Genomic DNA, 18898 nt, shown 5'->3' with positions numbered 1-18898 from the left:
GAGGGCGCACCTCGGCCGTAACATCGCCTCGGACAGATGATTCCGGGCGGGAGAACCATGCCGACAACCACGACGACAACGCTGCGATTCGCTTTGCTGGTTACTTGCGCCAGTGGCTTCCTGGATTCCTACACATTCCTTGTTCGCGGCGGCGTGTTCGCCAATGTGCAAACGGGGAACGTCATCTTCTTCTTCATCAACCTGTCCGAACAGCACTACGCCGACGCTGTGGCGCGGATCTGGCCGATCGTCGCGTTTTTGCTGGGTGTCACGCTGTCCACCCACATCAAGACCGGACGCGTCGACTCGGTGGTGACCCATCCGATCCGGTGGACGATGGGCATCCAGGCCCTGTCGTTGGCTGCCATCGGCTTCGTTCCCGAGACGGTCCCCCACATGTACGTCACGGTGCCGATCTCTTTCATGGCCGCGATGCAGATCGAGCTGTTCCGCTCGATCGGCGATCTCAACTACATGGTGGTCGCGACCACCGGGAACTTGATGCGCACCGTGGAGTCGGCGTATGGCGTCCTGACCACCGGATCCGAGACGTCCAAGCGCGCGCTTGCCGTCTATACGAAGGTCATCGGCTCGTTCTTCCTGGGCGCTGCGGTCGGCGCGTTCGCGACGGAGTGGATGGGTGTGCACGCCGCCTGGTTGCCTGCCGGGTTTCTTGCCATCACGCTTGTCTTCTTCATTCTCGACGAGCGCGATGCTCGTCCAGGACCCGACGCGGACGCAGGTCACGGCGCCTCGGCAGTGTGAGCCCGCCCACCACCGACAGCTCCGGAGGGGTTGGTGCCGGTCCATCGGGTCACGGCCCCGGGCGTACCCTCGAACCGAATACGCACCGAAGGAGATCCGAATGTCCTCGACCGACGCCACCTCGCGACCCGCATCTCTGACAGTTGCCGCGGACCCTGAGACACGCCCCGCGGCTGACGATTCGGTGACCTACCGGGTGGAGAAGACACCTTTCGGTCCCATCGCGCATGTGCAGCTCAACCGGCCCGACAAGCACAACGGGCTCACGTTGCCGTTACTCGCCGGACTGACGAAAGCAGCCCGGCAGGCGGCCAAGGACCGCACCCTGCGCGCCGTCATCATCAGCGGCGCGGGCAAATCCTTCAGCGCCGGACTCGATTTCGCCAGCCTCCAGGGCAAAGAGAAGAGCATCTACCGGACTTTCGTCCCGAACCTCTTGAAGGGCTCCAACGGTTTTCAGGACCCGGCCTGGGAGTGGCGACGGGTTCCTGTCCCCGTCATCGCGGTGGTGCATGGCCACTGCTACGGCGGCGGCCTGCAGATTGCGATGGGCGCCGACTTCCGGTTTGCCACGCCTGACGCCGACTTCTCCGTCTTGGAAGCCAAGTGGGGATTGATCCCCGACATGTCGGCATCGGCCGCGTTGGCTCAGCTCACCACCATCGACATCGCCAAGCGACTGACGATGACCGGCGAGATGTTCTCTGCCGACCACGCCAAGGAAATCGGGCTCGTCACCGGTGTCGCCGAGGATCCGATGGCCGAGGCAATGGCCTTGACCGAGAAGATCGCGTCCCGGTCCCCCGATTCGGTGGCGTCCACAAAGTCGTTGCTCGAGAAGACCTGGTCGCGCTCTCCCCGGTTCTCGTTCCCGGTGGAGCAGGTGCTGCAACTGCGGTTGCTGCGCGGCAAGAACCACGCCATTGCCCGCAAAGCCGGCATGAAGCGCACAACCCCGGAGTTCGTGGACCGCGAGCTCTGAGTCTTTTGCTCAGAACTCGAACGTGATGCCGCGTTCGAGTACACCCTCACTCGCCTCGTGGCGGACGGTTGTCCCGATCTCGACGACGTAGCGGCCGCGACCCTCCGGTACGCCGGAGATGGCGAATCCGAGGCGGCATCGGTTGTCGGAGAGTTCGGGTGCGCCGAGTGCGCCTTCTTCCAGGATGGTGAGTTCCTCATCGAGGATGCGGACTCGCGCACCGACCTTGAGGTCTTCGAATTCGCCTGTGCCACCGCAGATGTCAGCGGATGACACTGCATATTGGCCGCCGGTGAGGACAACGTCGCCTTCGGCGGTGAAGTCGCGGCCCTGCACACCCCAGGCCATGGCACCGAGCGCGATGACGGCGAGCACAACACCGACAACTGCACTCACGATGATGATCGGTGTCCGAGTGCGTCGTTGCCATGTGCGGGGCGGCAGATCAGGTCCGGGCGCCAGCCAGTACTGCGGCGTCTGCTGCGCGGGATACATGATTCAAGTCTGCCTCATCGGCGCGGTTGGTCAGCCGCGTGGCGGGAAGTACTTGATGAGCGCTTCTTGGACCACGGTTGTCGCCAGCAAGCCCTCGCGGGTGAAGAACCGTCCCGAAGCCAGCCCTCGCGAGCCGGCCGCGACCGGCGATTCACTTGCGTACAGCAACCAGTCATCAAACCGGAACTCGCGGTGGAACCACATCGAATGATTGACGGTGGCGGCGAACAACCGGTCGATCCCCCAGGACAACCCGTGTGTTGTCAGGATCGAATCGAGCACTGTGGTGTCCGAGGCGTAGCAGAGCGCAGCGATGTGCAGAAGCGGGTCGTCGGGCATCTGGCCGTCGGTGCGCATCCACACCCGGTTGTGTTCCAGGGTGTCGCCTGACTCGCGCACTTTCCACGTGGGGTCGTTGGCGAAGCGAATGTCAATGGGGTGCAACGCATTCACGAACATGGCGATGCGCTCTTCGAACCCCTTGAAGTGCTCACCGAGTGTGGGCAGATCCTCGGGATAAGGCACCTCGGGGATCTGAACCGAATGCTCCAGGCCGGCCTTGTTGTCCTGGAAGGCGACCAGCATGGACAGGATCTCTTCGCCGCCCTGCAGTGCGGTGACCAATCGATTGGCGAAGGGTTTCCCGTCTCGCAGTCGGGTGACGTGGTATTCCAGCGGTTTGGTCACGTCACCGCCGCGGATGAAATGCGCGTGCAGCGCATGCACGGGCGTGGGCCGCGGAACACTGCGCCCCGCAGCGACCACACCCTGCCCGAGCAGCTGACCGCCGAACGTGCGCGGCCCCACCTGCGCGGGGTGGACGCCGATGAAGACGTCGGTCTCGCGTTCCTCCAGATCAAAGAGCGCCAGCAGTTTGTTCAGGTCGGACGTCGAGCCGGGGGCATCAGTCACAGGACGAATGCTAGCTGAGCTGTGTCTAATGGCTCGCTCCGCTCGCGGGCTGGTGGCCCGGGTCACGCGCTCTTCCTTCGTCGACTCAGTCGCTGCGCTCCCTCGCTCCTCTGTCCAGAGCACGCGGGGCCACCCGCGACAATCACTCGCTTCGCTCGCTCACTCAGAACTCGCGAGTGAGCTTCCAGCGACCAAAGCGAACCCAGGCGGTGTGGCCGAGCGAGGGAGCGCAAGCGACCGATGCGAGCCCCGGAGGTGTGGCCACGCGCGTTCTGGACTGACGATGAACGAGCGCCAGCGATGTGAAGAGGAGGGAAGAACGCGCGATGACGGCCACACCGACAAAGCGAGCGGAGCGAGCCATCAAACACCGGCGGAGCGACCCAAACTAGTGGTCGTCTTCACCGATCCTGTGCACATGGATCAGGTTGGTGGTGCCGACGGTGCCGGGAGGGGCTCCGGCGACGATGACCACCTGGTCGCCGACTTTGAGGCGTCCGATTTCGAGGAGGGCTTGGTCTACCTGGCGGATCATGGCGTCGGTGGAGTCGACGCGCGGGACGATGAATGTCTCTGTGCCCCAGCTCATTGCGAGTTGGCTGCGTACTTCGGGCAGCGGGGTGAACGCGAGCAGCGGCAGTCGGGTGTGCAGTCGAGCGAGCCTGCGGACCGTGTCACCGGACTGGGTGAAAGCGACGAGGGCTTTGGCGTCGAGGCGTTCGCCGATGTCGCGGGCGGCGTAGGAGATGATGCCGCGTTTGGTGCGCGGGACGTGTGAGAGCGGTGGGACGTCGCGGGGTCCGCTTTCCACTGCTTTCACGATGCGGGCCATGGTTTGGACGGTTTCCATGACGTACTTGCCGACCGAGGTCTCACCGGAGAGCATGACGGCGTCGGCGCCGTCGAGCACCGCGTTGGCCACGTCTGACGCCTCGGCGCGGGTGGGTCGCGAGTTCTCGATCATCGACTCGAGCATCTGGGTCGCGACGATCACCGGTTTGGCGTTCTCGCGGGCCATCTGGATGGCCCGTTTCTGCACCAGGGGGACTTCTTCGAGGGGCAGTTCGACGCCGAGGTCACCGCGGGCGACCATCACTGCGTCGAACGCCAGGATCACGGCTTCGAGGTTGTCGATGGCCTCGGGCTTCTCCAGCTTGGCGATGACGGGGACCCGGCGGCCCACGCGGTCCATGATGGTGTGGACCAGTTCGATGTCGGCGGGCGACCGCACGAAGGACAGCGCGATCAGGTCGACGCCGAGCTTCAGGGCGAACTCGAGGTCGGCTTCGTCCTTGTCGGACATCGCCGGCACCGAGACGTTCATCCCCGGGAGGGAGACGCCCTTGTTGTTGCTGACGGGTCCGCCTTCGGTGACCGTGCAGATGACGTCGTTCTGGTCGATGTCGGTGACCGTCAGCCCCACCTTGCCGTCGTCGACGAGCAGTCGGTCGCCTGGGCGGGCATCGACGGCCAGCTGCTTGTAGGTGGTGGACACGCGTTCGGCGGTGCCTTCGCAGTCGTCGACCGTGATCCGTACCTGCTTGCCCGCGGGCCACTGCACCGGCCCGTCGGCGAACGTTCCCAACCGGATCTTCGGACCTTGCAGGTCGGCGAGAATGCCCACCGCATGTCCGGTGGTGTCGGAGGCCTTGCGCACGCGGTTGTACATTTCTCGGTGGTCTTCGTGTTTGCCGTGGCTGAAGTTCAGCCGGGCCACATCCATGCCACTCTCTACCAACTCACGCACGCGCTCGTCGGTTGCAGTTGCAGGACCCAGGGTGCACACGATTTTGGTACGTCGATTCACTCCGCCGAGCCTAGTCCGCGTCGGCGATCTCCTCCACGTAAGCACCCAAGACGTCACGTGAAATTACGTCGAACTCCGCCTTTGGTCCCGACATGGGTGGCTTCGCGGCACTCCATAGTCAGCGAACCGAGAGCGGAAGCGCCGCGGGATGAACCGGTGAGGGCAAATCCGATTCGCCCATCAGGAACTCATCGACACCACGCGCCGCGGCCCGCCCCTCGGCGATCGCCCACACCACCAGCGAGGCCCCACGGTGGGCATCGCCACAGACGAAGACCCCGGGCGTGTCGGTCTGCCAGTCACTGCCGCAGGACAGTGCGCCGCGGCCATTCGGCTTCAACTCGAGGTCGGTCAACAACGTCGTGCGTTCGACGCCCTCGAATCCGATCGCGAAAAGGGCCATCTCGCAAGGCATTTCGAACTCATCCCCCACCGGCACGACGTTTCGTCTGCCGTTGTCGTCGCGTTCGACGGTGACCTCGGCCAGCACCATCGCGGTGACGTTGCCGTTGTCATCACCGAGGAAGCGTTGCACCGCAACCTGATATCTGCGCTCGCCACCCTCGACGTGCGCGGCGGAGTCGCGCAGGATCAGCGGCCACGTCGGCCAGGGTGAGAGGTTCTCATCGCGTTCCGGTGGCAACTCGGGGTTGTAGTCGAGCTGGGTGACCGACGCGGCGCCCTGCCGGTGGGCGGTACCCAGGCAGTCGGCTCCGGTGTCGCCGCCGCCGATGATCACCACATGTTTGCCGTGTGCGGAGATCGGTGACGCGCCGTCGCCCTCACACTCGCGATTGGCGGGCACCAGATGCTCCATGGCGAGGTGGACGCCGCCCAGCTCACGTCCGGGCACCTCGGGGTTGTCGCGGGCCTTCAGCGCGCCGACAGCGAGCACGACGGCGTCGTGACGGTCGCGGAGCTCGGCGACGGTCAGGTCTTCTCCGACGTTGCACTCGGTGACGAACTCGGTGCCCTCCCCCTTCATCTGGGCGATTCGCCGATCGATGTCCGACTTCTGCATCTTGTACTCGGGGATGCCGTAGCGGAGCAGACCGCCGATGCGGTCGTCGCGCTCGTAGACGGTCACCGCATGACCCGCTCGGGTGAGCTGTTGGGCGGCCGCCAGACCAGCGGGCCCCGAACCGACCACCGCAACCGATTTGCCCGACAATGTCGCCGAGGTCTGCGGGACGACGAGGCCCTCTCGCCAGGCCTCTTCGGCGATCGTCTTCTCGATGCGCTTGATGGCGACGCTGCCGCCGGTGGTGGCGTGTGAGATCGACAGCACGCAGGCCGCCTCGCAGGGCGCCGGGCAGAGCTTGCCGGTGAACTCGGGGAAGTTGTTGGTGGCGTGCAGGCGGTCACTGGCCGCATCCCACCGGCCACGGCGCACCAGGTCGTTCCATTCGGGGATCAGGTTGCCCAGCGGACAGCCCGCAGATCCGGAGTGGCAGAACGGGATTCCGCAGTCCATGCACCTGCGGGCCTGCTCGGAGACGTGCTGATTCTCCTTGTCGGGGTCTTTGTCGACGTAGACCTCACGCCAGTCGTTGACCCGTTCGTACACCGGCCGGGTCGGGGCCTCGGTCTTGCCGACTTCCAGGAATCCGCGCGGATCAGCCACGAGCCGCCTCCATGATCGCAGCTTCCACGTCGCGTCCTTCCGCTTCGGCCATCCGGGCGGCATCGAGCACCCGCTGGTAGTCGGTGGGCATCACCTTGGTGAACTTGCGGCTTCGCCGCGGCCAGTCGGCGAGCATCGAGGCGCCCACCGCCGATCCCGTGAGCTCGACGTGTCTGCTGATGTGTTCGTGCAGGAACAGCAGGTCGTCGGGGTCCGGATTCTGCAGCGCCACCATCGCCTGGTTCACCATGCCCGGATCGAGCCGGTAGACGTAGGCGATGCCACCGGACATCCCCGCCGCGAGGTTGCGGCCGGTCGGCCCGAGGATCAGCACCCGCCCGCCCGTCATGTACTCACAGGCGTGGTCGCCGACTCCTTCGACCACCGCGGTGGCGCCGGAGTTGCGCACCGAGAACCGTTCACCGACTCGGCCGCGCAGATAGACCTCGCCGCTGGTGGCCCCGTACAGGATGGTGTTGCCGGCGATGACCTGGTCTTCGGCGATGAACAGGGCGTCGGGATGCGGCCGGACGATGATCTTCCCGCCGCACAACCCCTTTCCGACGTAGTCGTTGGCGTCGCCGGTGAGTTTCAGCGTGACACCCGGGGGCAGGAACGCTCCGAGCGATTGGCCGGCAGACCCCGTCAACGACACGGTGATGGTGTCTGCGGCCAGACCATCTGCGCCGTACCGTCGCGTCACCTCCGACCCCAGCAGCGTCCCGACCGTGCGGTTGACGTTACGAACGGGGAGGTCGAGGGTCACCGGGTGCGCATCTTCGAGCGCTCCCTCCGCTAGCTGGATCAAAGTCTGGTCCAGCGCCTTGTCGAGGGCGTGGTACTGCTCGCGGGTCCGTCGCCGCGGCGAGTCGGTGTCGGCCCTGTGGAAGATCGGCGACAGGTCGACCCCCTTCGACTTCCAGTGCGCCACCCCCGGGGCGGTGTGAAGCGCATCGGAACGTCCGATCGCTTCATCGAGGGTCCTGAATCCGAGCATCGCGAGATGTTCACGCACATCCTCGGCGACGAACTTGAAGAAGTTCACGATGTGCTCGGCCTTGCCCGTGAACCGGGCTCGCAACTTGGGATTCTGCGTCGCCACACCCACCGGGCAGGTGTCGAGATGGCAGACCCGCATCATGATGCAGCCGGCCACGATCAGCGGGGCGGTGGAGAATCCGAACTCCTCGGCGCCGAGCAACGCAGCGACCATGACGTCTCGGCCGGTGCGTAGCGCCCCATCACACTGGACGGTGATCCGATCGCGTAAACCGTTGAGCATCAACGTCTGTTGGGCATCGGCAAGGCCGATCTCCCACGGTGTACCCGCGTGTTTGAGCGAGGTCAGCGGAGACGCACCCGTCCCGCCGTCGTGGCCGGAGATGAGCACCACGTCGGCATGGGCCTTGGACACACCGGTCGCGACCGTACCCACACCCATCGCGCTGACCAGCTTGACGTGGATGCGCGCCTGCGGGTTGGCGTTCTTGAGGTCGTGGATCAGCTGGGCCAGGTCTTCGATCGAATAGATGTCGTGGTGCGGGGGCGGCGAGATGAGCGCAACACCCGGCGTGGAGTGCCTGGTCTTGGCGATCCACGGGTACACCTTGTAGGCGGGCAGCTGCCCACCCTCACCCGGCTTGGCACCCTGCGCCATCTTGATCTGGATGTCGGTCGCGTTGACGAGGTAGTCGCTGGTGACACCGAAGCGCCCCGAGGCCACCTGCTTCACCGCGCTACGGCGAGTCGGGTCGTAGAGCCGATCGGTGTCCTCGCCGCCCTCGCCCGAGTTGGACCGTCCACCGATGCTGTTCATGGCGATGGCGATCGTCTCGTGCGCCTCGGCCGAGATCGACCCGTAGCTCATCGCGCCGGTGTTGAACCGCGTCATGATCGACTCGATCGATTCGACCTCGTCGAGTGGGATCGGTTCGCGACCCTCGGTGTCGAACTCGAACAACCCACGCAGTGTTCCGCCCTCACGCGAGAGCCGGTTCACCTCGTCGGTGTATTTGCGATAGACGTCGGTTCGGCCGGACTTGCTGGCGTGCTGCAACAAGAACACCGTCTCCGGGCTGAACAGGTGCAGCTCACCTTCACGGCGGTACTGGTATTCGCCACCGACCTCGAGCCGGCGGTAGACCTGCTCGGTCGGGTTGGGCGGGTAGGCCCGGTGATGACGAATCCGGACCTCCTCGGCCAGTTCGTCCAGTCCGACCCCGCCGATGCGCGACACCGTACGGGTGAAGTACTCCCTCACGAGGTCACCGGAGAGGCCAACGGCTTCGAAACACTGTGCAGCCGTGTAGCTTCCAACGGTCGAGATGCCCATCTTGCTCATCACCTTGAGCACACCCTTGCCCAGTCCCTGCAAGTAGTTGCGGACCGCCTTCGACGGGGTGACGCCGGTGAGTTCGCCTTCGCGGACGAGGTCTTCGATGGTCTCGAATGCCAGATACGGGTTCACCGCCGCAGCCCCGAAGCCGATGAGCAGCGCCACGTGGTGCACCTCTCGCGCATCACCGGTCTCGACGACAAGACCGACCCGGGTGCGTTCCTTCGTGCGGATCAGATGGTGGTGCACGGCAGACGTCGCGAGCAACGACGGGATCGGAGCATTGTCCCGGTCGGCCTCGCGGTCACTGATCACCAGCGTCGAATAGCCGTTCGCGATCGCCTCACTGGCCCGCCTGCGCAGTTCTTCGAGCGCGCGTTCCAGACCTGGTCCCCCCTCAGCGACCGGGTAGTGCGCGCGCAACACCTTGGCAGCCAGGCCCCGATGATTGCCGTCGTCGTTGATGTGGACGATCTTGGCCAGTTCATCGTTGTTCAACACCGGCCAGGGCAGCAAGATCTGCCGGCACGACGCCGCACTCGGGTGCAACAGATTCTGCTCGGGACCCATCACACGAGCCATGGAGGTCACGATCTCCTCGCGGATCGCGTCCAGCGGCGGATTGGTGACCTGCGCGAACAGTTCCACAAAGTAGTCGTAGAGCAGACGCGAACGCTGTGACAGCACGGCGATCGGGGTGTCGGTGCCCATCGAGCCCAGCGCCTCGTACCCCGAGGCAGCCATCGGGGTGATCAGTACGCGCAGGTCCTCTTCGGTGTACCCGAACGACACCTGCCTGCGGACCACACTTTCGTGGGTCGGAAGGAACCGGGGACGCTCCGGGAGCCTGGCCAGTTCGAGCAGTCCGGCGTGCAGCCACTCCTCGTACGGTTGTTCACCGATCAGCTGACCCTTGATCTCCTCATCGGTGATCCGCCGGCCCTCCGCGGTGTCGATCAGGAACATCTTGCCCGGCTCAAGACGGCCCTTGGCGACGATGTCGTCGGTGGGGATGTCGAGTACGCCCGCTTCGGAGGCGAGGACCACTCGTCCGTCGCGGGTCTGCCACCAGCGCCCGGGCCGCAGTCCATTGCGGTCGAGCACTGCACCGACCATCGTGCCGTCGGTGAAGGTGACGCAAGCGGGGCCGTCCCAGGCCTCCATCATCGAGGCGTGGAACTGACAGAACGCGCGGCGCCGAGGATCCATGTCGGGCACGTTCTCCCAGGCCTCGGGCACCATCATCATCACGCAGTGCGGCACGCTGCGGCCACCGAGGTGCAGCAGCTCCAACACCTCATCGAGCGACGCGGAGTCGGAAGCATCGGGGGTGCAGATCGGGAACAGCCGCTTGAGGTCGCCGGGGATCAGGTCGGTGTCCAGAAGCGCTTCGCGGGCCCGCATGCGATTTCGGTTGCCCCGAACGGTGTTGATCTCCCCGTTGTGGGCGACGAACCGGAACGGGTGCGCCAGGGGCCAGGACGGGAAGGTGTTGGTGGAGAACCGCGAGTGCACGATCGCTATGGCACTCTCGGCCCGCTCATCGCGCAGATCCGGGTAGTAGAGCGGCAACTGTTTGGTGGTGAGCATGCCCTTGTAGACGATGGTGCGACTGGACAACGAGGCGAAATACAATCCGCTGCCGTCGGCCTCGAGGTCCGGTGTCACCCGCTCCGCGCGTTTACGCAGCGGGTACACGAGCCGGTCGAGATCGAGCCCCGACGGTGCGATGCCGTCGTCGTCGAGTGGTCCGCTGACGAACAACTGGCTCATGAACGGCATGCAGCCCCGCGCCGTCTCACCGATGTCCGCTTCATCCACCTCGACGGGCAGGTCACGCCAGCCCAAGATCCGGAGGTTCTCCTCGGCGGCGATGTCCTCCACCCGGGTGATCGCACGTCGTCGGGCGTCCGGGTCGGCAGGAAGAAAGCAGATTCCCGCGGCAAAAGTGTTCTCGCCATTGAGGTTTGCTGGAGGCAGGTCGAACTCGACCACCTCACGCAAGAAGGCGTGAGGAACCTGCATCAGGATGCCGGCGCCGTCCCCGCTGTTGGTCTGAGCTCCGGCCGCACCGCGGTGATCGAGGTTCTCGAGGGCCAAAAGGCCGTCGGCGACGATCGAATGGGAACGTCGTCCGTGGATGTCGGCAACCATCGCCACACCACAGGAATCGACTTCGTTGTCCGGGTCGTACAGACCCTGGGCTTCGGGGAGCTGAGAGAACAGCAAATCCGACCTCCACGCCTTGCCCCCGCCTCGCGAGGGAACCAGCCAGCAATCCTCAGGACGTCTCTGGCCCGTGGGGTGAACACGCCGCTGCGAACTTCACAGTGGCGTAAGTTCCGATGTTAGCAGCAAATGTGGAGGGAAGACCGGGTCAGTTCGAGCTCTCGTCGGCCCCGGTTGCGGTGTCGGGCTTGGGCTTCCGATACGGCTTCGCGGCCTTGTCGAGCTTCGGGTCCCCGGGGGTCTCGATGTCGGGATCCGGGGGCAGATCGTCAGGGGGCGGCGGAGGCAGCTCCGACGTCTCAGGCGCGGGCGTCTCGGGGTCGGGCGTCTCGGGCTCTCCTGTCTCAGGCTCGGCCGTCTCAGACTCCACCGTCTCAGGCTCGGCCTTGTCCGTCGCGGAGGTGTCCTCCCCTGCCGTCCCGGTCGTTACTGCGGTGGCTCCTGCAGACGCAGGCTTGTCCACCGTCTCGCTATCCGCGGTGTCCGCAGGCTCGGCCGCGCCGGTCTCCGCCGGTGCATTCGCGTCGGGTGCGGTCTCGCCCGGCGTGGCCTCGGCTGGTGTTGCCTTGGCGGTCGTCGTCGACGGCGCCTCGGACTCGAGCTCGGCGGCCGGCCCGGTCGAGTCGGCCGGCTTGTCGAGATCGACGCGCCGTGTCTGGCTCGCACCGTCGTCGGAGTTCTTCGCGGTGCCCGCCGCAGCAACCGTCGCCGGTTCGCGTTCGTCTTCGACGTACCCGTCGACGGGGTGCTCGGTGGGTCCGTCCTCGGGGGCCGCACCTGGGTGATAGATGTCGTGCGGCGTCTCCCGGCCCTTGGGCGCGATGACCACATACAGGGCAGCGCAGACGAACACCAGCGCAGAGGTGAACAGGTTGATCCTGATGTCCCACAGCATGGTGGCCGGGTCGGTCCGGAGGGTTTCGATGACAAAGCGCCCGACGCAGTAGCCGGCCACGTAGAGCGCGAACAGCCGCCCGTGGCCGATGCGGAACCGACGGTCGATGATGATCAGTGCGGCCACGATCAGCAGGTTCCACAGCAGCTCGTAGAGGAACGTGGGCTGCACGATCGCGTAGACCTCGCCGGTGGACTTGCCGTCGATGAGGTTGGGGCTGGTGAAGCCCGAGGAATCCGACCTCTCGTAGATCTTCAGGCCCCAGGGCAGATCGGTCCGGTCTCCATAGAGTTCCTGGTTGAACCAGTTGCCCAGTCGGCCGATGGCCTGGGCGAGCAAAATCGGTGGAGCGATGGCATCGCCGAAGGGCGGAAGCTTGATCCCGGCGCGGCGGGCCCCGATCCATGCGCCGAGGGCACCGAAGGCCACGGCGCCCCAGATACCCAGTCCGCCGTCCCAGATCTTGAAGGCGTCGACCGGTTCTTTCGCACCGTCGCCGAAGTACGTGTTCCAGTCGGTGATCACGTGGTAGATGCGGCCACCGATCAGACCGAACGGAACCGCCCAGATGGCCACGTCCAGCACTTCGCCATCACGGCCGCCCCGGGCGATCCAGCGTCGGTTGCCCCACCAGATCGCGACGACGATGCCGACGATGATGCAGAGCGCGTAGGCCCTCAGCGGGAAAGGACCGAGATGCCAGACACCCTGCGAGGGGCTGGGGATGTACGCCAGCAGCTCGGTGGTCACGAAGGGACCTCGGTGGACACCGGGTCTTGTCCGGCGTATGTCGCCCGGACGCCTTCGGCGAGTTCGGCAGTCAGGGCACGAAGCGCGTCACCGCCTTCGGCCACCGCACTCACCAGAGCGGATCCGACGATCACGCCGTCGGCGTACCCGGCGATCTCGGCGGCCTGCGCCTTGCTGCGTACACCCAGTCCGACCCCGATCGGGATGTCCGAGTGCAGACGGATGCGGGCGCAGAGTTCCGGAGCCATGGTGGAGACGCTGTCGCGGGCGCCGGTGACGCCCATCGTGGAGGCCGCGTAGACGAAGCCGCTGCTGGCCTCGAGTGTCATGGCCAACCGCTCCTCGGTGGACGACGGTGCCACCAAGAAGATGCGGTCGAGATGGTGCTCGTGGGACGCAGCGATCCAGTTGTCTGCTTCCTCGGGGATCAGGTTGGGGGTGATCAAGCCCAGGCCGCCGGCGCCGGCGAGGTCACGCGCAAACGCGTCGACCCCGTATTGGAGAACGGGGTTCCAGTAGGTCATCACCACTGCGCTGCCACCCGCGTCGGAGATCGCCTCGACCGCGGTGAACACGTCCCGGACCCGCACACCCGACCGCAATGCCTGGTCGGCCGCGTCCTGGATCGTCGGTCCGTCCATGACCGGATCGGAGTACGGGACCCCGACCTCGATGATGTCGCAGCCGGCGTCGACCATGGTGCGCATCGCGTCCAGCGAGCCCGGAAGATCCGGGTAGCCCACCGGCAGGTATCCGATCAGCGCGCTGCGCTTCTCCTCGCGGCAACGGGCGAACAGGGGGCCGAGCCGGGAGTCGGCCGTTGGGGATTCAGACATGACCATCCACTTCGAAGAGTCCGAACCACTTGGCGGCGGTGTCGACGTCTTTGTCACCACGTCCGGACAGGTTGACCACGATGATCGAGTCAGGACCGAGTTCCTGGCCGAGTTTGAGGGCACCGGCGACGGCGTGTGCCGATTCGATCGCCGGGATGATGCCCTCCTTGCGACTCAGAAGCGCCAGTGCGTCCATCGCCTCGGTATCGGTGATCGGCCGGTATTCGGCTCGCCCGATGTCCTTGAGGTGTGCGTGCTCGGGTCCGACGCCCGGGTAGTCCAGTCCGGCCGAGATGGAGTGCGACTCGGTGGTCTGACCATCACTGTCTTGCAAGAGGTAGGAGTACGCACCCTGGAAGGCACCCGGGGTACCGCCGGTGAACGTGGCCGCGTGCCGGCCGGTGTCGACGCCGTCGCCGGCAGCCTCGTAGCCGATCAGCCGAACGTCGGTGTCCTCGAGGAACGGGTGGAAGATTCCGATCGCATTCGAACCGCCGCCGACGCAGGCGACGACCGCGTCGGGCAGTCGACCCGCCGCTTGCTGGATCTGCTGGCGCGCCTCGAGCCCGACCACTCGTTGCAGGTCTCGGACCATCATCGGGAACGGGTGCGGACCGGCCGCGGTACCGAAGCAGTAGTACGTGTCGTGGGCGTTGGTCACCCAGTCACGCATCGCCTCGTTGATAGCGTCTTTCAAAGTGGCAGAGCCGGTTTCGACCGCCACGACCGACGCACCGAGCAGTCGCATCCGGGCGACGTTGAGCGCCTGCCGTTCGGTGTCGACGCGACCCATGTAGATGATGCATTCCTGGCCCAGCATCGCGCAGGCGGTCGCGGTGGCCACACCGTGTTGGCCGGCCCCGGTTTCGGCGATGATGCGGTTCTTGCCCATTTTCTTCGCGAGCAACGCCTGGCCGAGCACGTTGTTGATCTTGTGAGAACCCGTGTGGTTCAGATCTTCTCGTTTGAGGAAGATACGTGCACCGCCCGCGAGTTCGGATAGTCGCCGCGCTTCGTACATCGGTGACGGGCGACCGGTGTAGTCGCGCTGGAGCCGGTCGAGCTCCCCGAGGAACTCGTCGTCCGAACGCACCTTCTCGTAGGCCGCGGTCACTTCTTCGATGACGGCCATCAAGGCCTCGGGGACGTGCCGTCCGCCGTAGACACCGAAGTGCCCGCCGCGATCCGGTTCGAACGACGTCCGGCCGGCCAGCCCGGCACTGGCCGGGGGCAGATCCGAGAACGACTGGGACGGTGAAGCAGATGAGGACGAAGACGTCATGTTGCGGCGAAGGCCTAACGGACTGGTTTGGGACAGGACGGGTGGGTTCCGGCGGTCACCAGTTCGGATACCGCGGCGCGCGGGTCACCTGAGGTGACCAGCCCCTCCCCGACCAGCACGGCATCCGCGCCGGCGCCGGCGTAGGCCAGCAGGTCGGCGGTGCCGCGTACTCCGGACTCGGCGATCCGGATGACCTCGGTGGGCAAACCGGGAGCGATACGCGCAAAGCTGTCCCGGTCGACTTCGAGGGTCTTGAGATTGCGGGCGTTGACGCCCACCACCGACGCACCGGCCTGCAGGGCCCGGTCGGCTTCTTCTTCGGTGTGGACCTCCACCAGCGCGGTCATCCCGAGCGACTCGGTGCGGTCGAGCAGCGACGCCAGGACGTTCTGTTCGAGCGCGGCGACGATGAGCAGGATGACGTCGGCGCCATGGGCCCGCGCCTCGTGGATCTGGTAGGGCCCCACGATGAAGTCTTTGCGGAGGACAGGCACCTGTACCGCGGCGCGAACCGCGTCGAGGTCAGCGAGCGAACCGCGGAACTTTCGTTCCTCGGTGAGCACGCTGATGATCCGGGCTCCGCCGGACTCGTATGCGGTGGCCAGTGCGGCCGGATCGATGATGTCGGCCAGGTCGCCTTTGGACGGGCTGGCCCGCTTCACCTCGGCGATGACACCGATACCGGGTTCCCGCAATGCGGCCTGGGCGTCCTTGGGTTCCGGCGCTTTGGCCGAGGCGGCCTTGATGGACGCGAAGTCGATCACGGACTCACGTGCGGCGACGTCTGCCTTCACTCCGGCAAGTATCGAGTCAAGGACGGTTTGCGTGCTCATGATCAACCCCTTTCTCACGCTACTGGCGAGGTTGCGCGCAACACGCTAACGGCCACAGCTGCTCGTGATTTCCGTACACAAAGGGTAGCTGCGCTGCCATACCGTTCGGATTCGGGGTACCGGGCCGGTACGTGAGACGCGTCACGGTTGCCGATCCGACGGACCGACGGTCGGATCATCGCCTGTGTCGAGGGCGTCCCAGAGCATGCGTTCGTTGTTCGGTGCACCGTCCGCGGCCGCCTCGGTCGACGAGGTGCGTCCGCTCTGCTGGGGGTCGGTCGAGCCGGAGATCCGCCCCGACTTCTTGTCGGCCTCCCGCTTGGCGAACACCTGTTCCTCGAGCTCGGCCCGGCGTGCCGCAGGCGATTTGTACTTCGACGACATGGGGGCGTCCAGGGCGGCTGTCTGCAGCATGACCACGGCGCCGAGCACCGCTGCCAGCGCACCGAGAAGCACGACGATGCCTGGTAGCACCGAGGTGTCGACCTCGAGCGGCTGATACCGCGCCGGCATGTCGATCACCTTCGCGGCGTAGGTCGTGTGGTCATCACCGGTGAGTAGGGTGATCGCGGGCAGGATCCCGAGGACGGCGATTGCCGCGACGATGACGGCGGCGATTCGCAACGCCCAGCCACGCAGCGAGGCGGCCGCAGCGATCCCGGCCAGCAGGACTATCGCGAGCGGGGTCAACAGCAACGTCCAGTCGGACCCCTTGACCGTGAACGTGCGAGGCGGCGCCATTCCGTCTGCGGCGATCAGTTCGGCCCACGTCATGCGAGAGGCGGCCCAGAACGCGACCGCCGCCACTCCCAGCAGAACGGCGATCACGCCGAGTCGCCGGCCACGTCCGCCGCCGCGACTGCCGGCAACCGCCTCACTGGAGGACGGTTCGCCGGGGTTTGCCGTATCGCCGGATTCGGTCATCGGTCGCCACCCACTCGTGACATCGTCTCGGCGGCGGCAATGGCCTTGAGGACACCTCGCGCCTTGTTGCTCGCCTCGTTGTACTCGTAGTCAGCCTGACTGTCGGCCACCACGCCTCCTCCGGCCTGCACGTAGGCCCGCCCCTCGGTCATCACCGCGGTACGGATCGCGATGGCGGTGTCCGCGTCGCCGGCGAAGTCGAGGTAACCGACCACACCCCCGTACAGACCACGTCGCGTCTTCTCGTGCTCGTCGATCAGCTCCATCGCGCGCACCTTGGGGGCTCCGGTCAGGGTGCCCGCCGGGAAGCACGCGTTCACCGCGTCGAGAGCGGTGCTGTCATCACGCAGATGGCCCGACACCGTGGACACCAGGTGCATGACATGGCTGTACCGCTCGATGTGCCGGTAGTCGCTGACCTGCACGGTGCCCGGTTCGCAGACGCGGCCGAGATCGTTGCGTCCCAGATCCACGAGCATCAGGTGCTCGGAGTTCTCCTTCTCGTCCGCCAGCAGATCCTTCTCGAGCAGCAGGTCGTCGGCCTCGGTGTCCCCACGCCAGCGGGTACCCGCGATCGGATGAGTGGTTGCCACCGAATCTTTCACGGTCACAAGGGCTTCCGGACTGGATCCGACGATGGTGAAGTCCGGGCGTCCGATGCCGGGGATGCGCAGGAGGTACATGTACGGGCTGGGGTTCGTGGTGCGCAGCACCCGGTACACGTCGATCGGATCGGCATCGGTCTGCATCTCGAAACGCATGGACGGTACAACCTGGAATGCCTCGCCTGCCTCGATCTCCGACACGAGGCTGGTGACGATGGTGCCGTACTCCTCGCGGGTGCGCTGAGCAGTGAACTCGGGCTCGACCGGCCGATAGGTGGACACCGTCGAGGGAGCGGGAGCGGCGAGCGCCTCTGTCATCGTGTCGAGCCGGGCGAGCGCATCGGCATAGGCGAGCTCGGCGCGTTCGGCGGTGCCATCCCAGTTGACCGCGTTGGCGATCAGCGTGATGGTGCCCTCGTGGTGGTCGACCGCTGCGATGTCGGTGGCGAGCATCATCAGCATCTCGGGCAGGTGCAGATCGTTCTCGGTGGTGTCGGGCAGACGCTCGAGCCGCCGAACGGCGTCGTATGCCAGGAACCCGACGAACCCGCCGGTCAACGGAGGCAAGCCGGGCAGCCGGTCCGTCGCCAGGATCTTCAACGCCTCGGCGAGTGCGGCAAGTGGGTCGCCGCCCGAAGGCGCCCCGGCCGGCCTGGTCCCCCACCACGTCGCCTCACCGTCGACGGAGGTCAACGCAGACGGTGAACCCGCCCCGATGAACGACCATCGAGACCACGAACGCCCGTTCTCCGCCGACTCCAGCAAGAAGGTACCGGGCCGGTCGCCGGCCAGTTTGTGGTACGTCGACAGCGGTGTTTCCGCGTCGGCGAGAACCTTGCGGGTCACCGGGACCACCCGATGGTCGGCGGCGAGGTCGAGGAACTCGGCCAGCGTGGTGGTGTCTGAGAAACCGCCGGCGGGTGCGGCGGCTGTGGTCTTGTTCGGCATCCCGACCATCATTTCATCAACCGACTTCGTCCCGGTCGGCCGCCGCTATTGACCGAGCGGTTCCCCACCGACACCCCACTGCGTGCGCGGTACCTCGGTGATCGTGACCCACACGGAATCCGGGTTCTTTCCCGTCGCGCGGGCGTAGGCCTCGGTGACCGCGGCGATGGTCTCGCGCTTGACCCGGTCGCTGAGTCCCGGGGTCTGAGAGATCTGGATCAACGGCATGTCGGCCTCACTGTTCGCTCGTTCTGCGTCGCTGGATTCTGCGGTCGCTGTGGGTTCTGAAAGGAGGGCTCACGTAATGGAGGCGAAGAGAACGTCCGCGTCAAAACAACTGTGGTCGCCGGTGTGGCAAGCCCCGCCGGTCTGCTCGACCGTGAGCAGCACGGTGTCGGCGTCACAGTCCAGGCGCACCTCGAGAACCTTCTGGGTGTGACCACTGGTGGCGCCCTTGATCCACTGGGTGCCGCGTGATCTGGAGAAGTACGTGGCCTCACGGGTGGTCAGGGTTCGTTCGAGGGCGTCGTCATCCATCCACGCGACCATCAGCACATCGCCGGTCCCGGCTTCTTGCACCACCGCGCAGATCAGACCGTCGGCATTGCGCTTGAGCTTGCCGGCCAATTCCGGGTCGAGCGACATGGGAACTCCTGGGGTTGAAACGGGCCGCGCG

General features: G+C 65.9%; 15 protein-coding genes. 2 read left to right on the top strand and 13 right to left on the bottom strand.

Features of this window, described 5'->3' with window-relative positions:
• Positions 1-57 precede the first annotated feature (57 nt).
• Together KXR83_RS16070 and KXR83_RS16065 are read left to right on the top strand one after the other, a co-directional pair.
• The gene (locus tag KXR83_RS16070; RefSeq protein WP_437425653.1) at positions 58-765 is read left to right on the top strand and encodes a YoaK family protein; all 708 of its coding nucleotides are present in this window, start codon (positions 58-60) and stop codon (positions 763-765) included.
• Positions 766-949: 184 nt separating this feature from the next.
• Positions 950-1747 carry a crotonase/enoyl-CoA hydratase family protein gene (locus tag KXR83_RS16065; RefSeq protein WP_437425858.1) on the top strand — a complete coding sequence of 266 codons (798 nt, stop codon included), beginning with the start codon at positions 950-952 and terminating at the stop codon, positions 1745-1747.
• Positions 1748-1756: 9 nt separating this feature from the next.
• Here KXR83_RS16065 and KXR83_RS16060 read toward each other — a convergent pair whose 3' ends face one another.
• From KXR83_RS16060 to hisI, 13 genes are all read right to left on the bottom strand, one after another.
• On the bottom strand, positions 1757-2242 hold the full coding sequence (locus KXR83_RS16060; protein WP_437425652.1) for a hypothetical protein: 486 nt from the start codon (positions 2240-2242) through the stop codon (positions 1757-1759).
• A 30-nt stretch (positions 2243-2272) separates the two neighbouring features.
• Positions 2273-3154 (bottom strand): acyl-CoA thioesterase, encoded by an 882-nt coding sequence (locus KXR83_RS16055; protein WP_116914730.1) that lies wholly within the window; start codon positions 3152-3154, stop codon positions 2273-2275.
• Between the two features lie 388 nt (positions 3155-3542).
• Positions 3543-4961, bottom strand: a complete 1419-nt coding sequence (gene pyk, locus KXR83_RS16050) for a pyruvate kinase (RefSeq protein WP_030172983.1) — start codon at positions 4959-4961, stop codon at positions 3543-3545.
• 118 nt (positions 4962-5079) lie between these two features.
• On the bottom strand, positions 5080-6585 hold the full coding sequence (locus KXR83_RS16045) for a glutamate synthase subunit beta (RefSeq protein ID WP_437425651.1): 1506 nt from the start codon (positions 6583-6585) through the stop codon (positions 5080-5082).
• Positions 6578-11149, bottom strand: a complete 4572-nt coding sequence (gltB, locus tag KXR83_RS16040) for a glutamate synthase large subunit (RefSeq protein ID WP_437425650.1) — start codon at positions 11147-11149, stop codon at positions 6578-6580. The genes KXR83_RS16045 and gltB overlap by 8 nt, the downstream gene beginning before the upstream one ends.
• A gap of 148 nt (positions 11150-11297) precedes the next feature.
• Entirely contained in the window at positions 11298-12794 is a 1497-nt protein-coding gene (lgt, locus tag KXR83_RS16035) for a prolipoprotein diacylglyceryl transferase (RefSeq protein WP_437425649.1), read from the bottom strand.
• Positions 12791-13630 (bottom strand): tryptophan synthase subunit alpha, encoded by an 840-nt coding sequence (gene trpA / locus KXR83_RS16030; protein WP_437425648.1) that lies wholly within the window; start codon positions 13628-13630, stop codon positions 12791-12793. The genes lgt and trpA overlap by 4 nt, the downstream gene beginning before the upstream one ends.
• Positions 13623-14912, bottom strand: a complete 1290-nt coding sequence (gene trpB / locus KXR83_RS16025) for a tryptophan synthase subunit beta (RefSeq protein ID WP_437425647.1) — start codon at positions 14910-14912, stop codon at positions 13623-13625. The genes trpA and trpB overlap by 8 nt, the downstream gene beginning before the upstream one ends.
• A 14-nt stretch (positions 14913-14926) precedes the next feature.
• Positions 14927-15745, bottom strand: coding sequence for an indole-3-glycerol phosphate synthase TrpC (gene trpC, locus KXR83_RS16020; protein WP_030172965.1), 819 nt, complete (start codon positions 15743-15745; stop codon positions 14927-14929).
• A gap of 141 nt (positions 15746-15886) precedes the next feature.
• The gene (locus KXR83_RS16015) at positions 15887-16669 is read right to left on the bottom strand and encodes a Trp biosynthesis-associated membrane protein (RefSeq protein WP_437425646.1); all 783 of its coding nucleotides are present in this window, start codon (positions 16667-16669) and stop codon (positions 15887-15889) included.
• Positions 16666-18234, bottom strand: a complete 1569-nt coding sequence (locus KXR83_RS16010; RefSeq protein ID WP_437425645.1) for an anthranilate synthase component I — start codon at positions 18232-18234, stop codon at positions 16666-16668. Before KXR83_RS16010 ends, KXR83_RS16015 begins: the two co-directional genes overlap by 4 nt.
• Positions 18235-18267: 33 nt before the next feature.
• Positions 18268-18450 (bottom strand): tautomerase family protein, encoded by a 183-nt coding sequence (locus KXR83_RS16005; RefSeq protein ID WP_062799426.1) that lies wholly within the window; start codon positions 18448-18450, stop codon positions 18268-18270.
• Positions 18451-18519: 69 nt separating this feature from the next.
• Positions 18520-18867, bottom strand: a complete 348-nt coding sequence (hisI, locus tag KXR83_RS16000; protein WP_437425644.1) for a phosphoribosyl-AMP cyclohydrolase — start codon at positions 18865-18867, stop codon at positions 18520-18522.
• Positions 18868-18898: the final 31 nt, after the last annotated feature.

Source organism: Williamsia muralis, from assembly GCF_051487485.1.
In the GTDB taxonomy this organism is placed as follows: Bacteria; Actinomycetota; Actinomycetes; order Mycobacteriales; family Mycobacteriaceae; genus Williamsia; species Williamsia muralis_B.
The sequence above is the reverse complement of the archived record's forward strand: the minus strand, read 5'-3'. Positions and strand labels throughout refer to the sequence as shown.

Bases quoted from the DNA above. Each gene is read 5' to 3' on its own strand.
- KXR83_RS16070 (WP_437425653.1), top strand. From the start codon at position 58: ATGCCGACAACCACGACGACAACGCTGCGATTCGCTTTGCTGGTTACT.
- KXR83_RS16060 (WP_437425652.1), bottom strand. From the start codon at position 2,242: ATGTATCCCGCGCAGCAGACGCCGCAGTACTGGCTGGCGCCCGGACCT.
- trpA (WP_437425648.1), bottom strand. From the start codon at position 13,630: ATGTCTGAATCCCCAACGGCCGACTCCCGGCTCGGCCCCCTGTTCGCC.
- trpB (WP_437425647.1), bottom strand. From the start codon at position 14,912: ATGACGTCTTCGTCCTCATCTGCTTCACCGTCCCAGTCGTTCTCGGAT.
- trpC (WP_030172965.1), bottom strand. From the start codon at position 15,745: ATGAGCACGCAAACCGTCCTTGACTCGATACTTGCCGGAGTGAAGGCA.
- KXR83_RS16015 (WP_437425646.1), bottom strand. From the start codon at position 16,669: ATGACCGAATCCGGCGATACGGCAAACCCCGGCGAACCGTCCTCCAGT.
- KXR83_RS16010 (WP_437425645.1), bottom strand. From the start codon at position 18,234: ATGATGGTCGGGATGCCGAACAAGACCACAGCCGCCGCACCCGCCGGC.
- KXR83_RS16005 (WP_062799426.1), bottom strand. From the start codon at position 18,450: ATGCCGTTGATCCAGATCTCTCAGACCCCGGGACTCAGCGACCGGGTC.
- hisI (WP_437425644.1), bottom strand. From the start codon at position 18,867: ATGTCGCTCGACCCGGAATTGGCCGGCAAGCTCAAGCGCAATGCCGAC.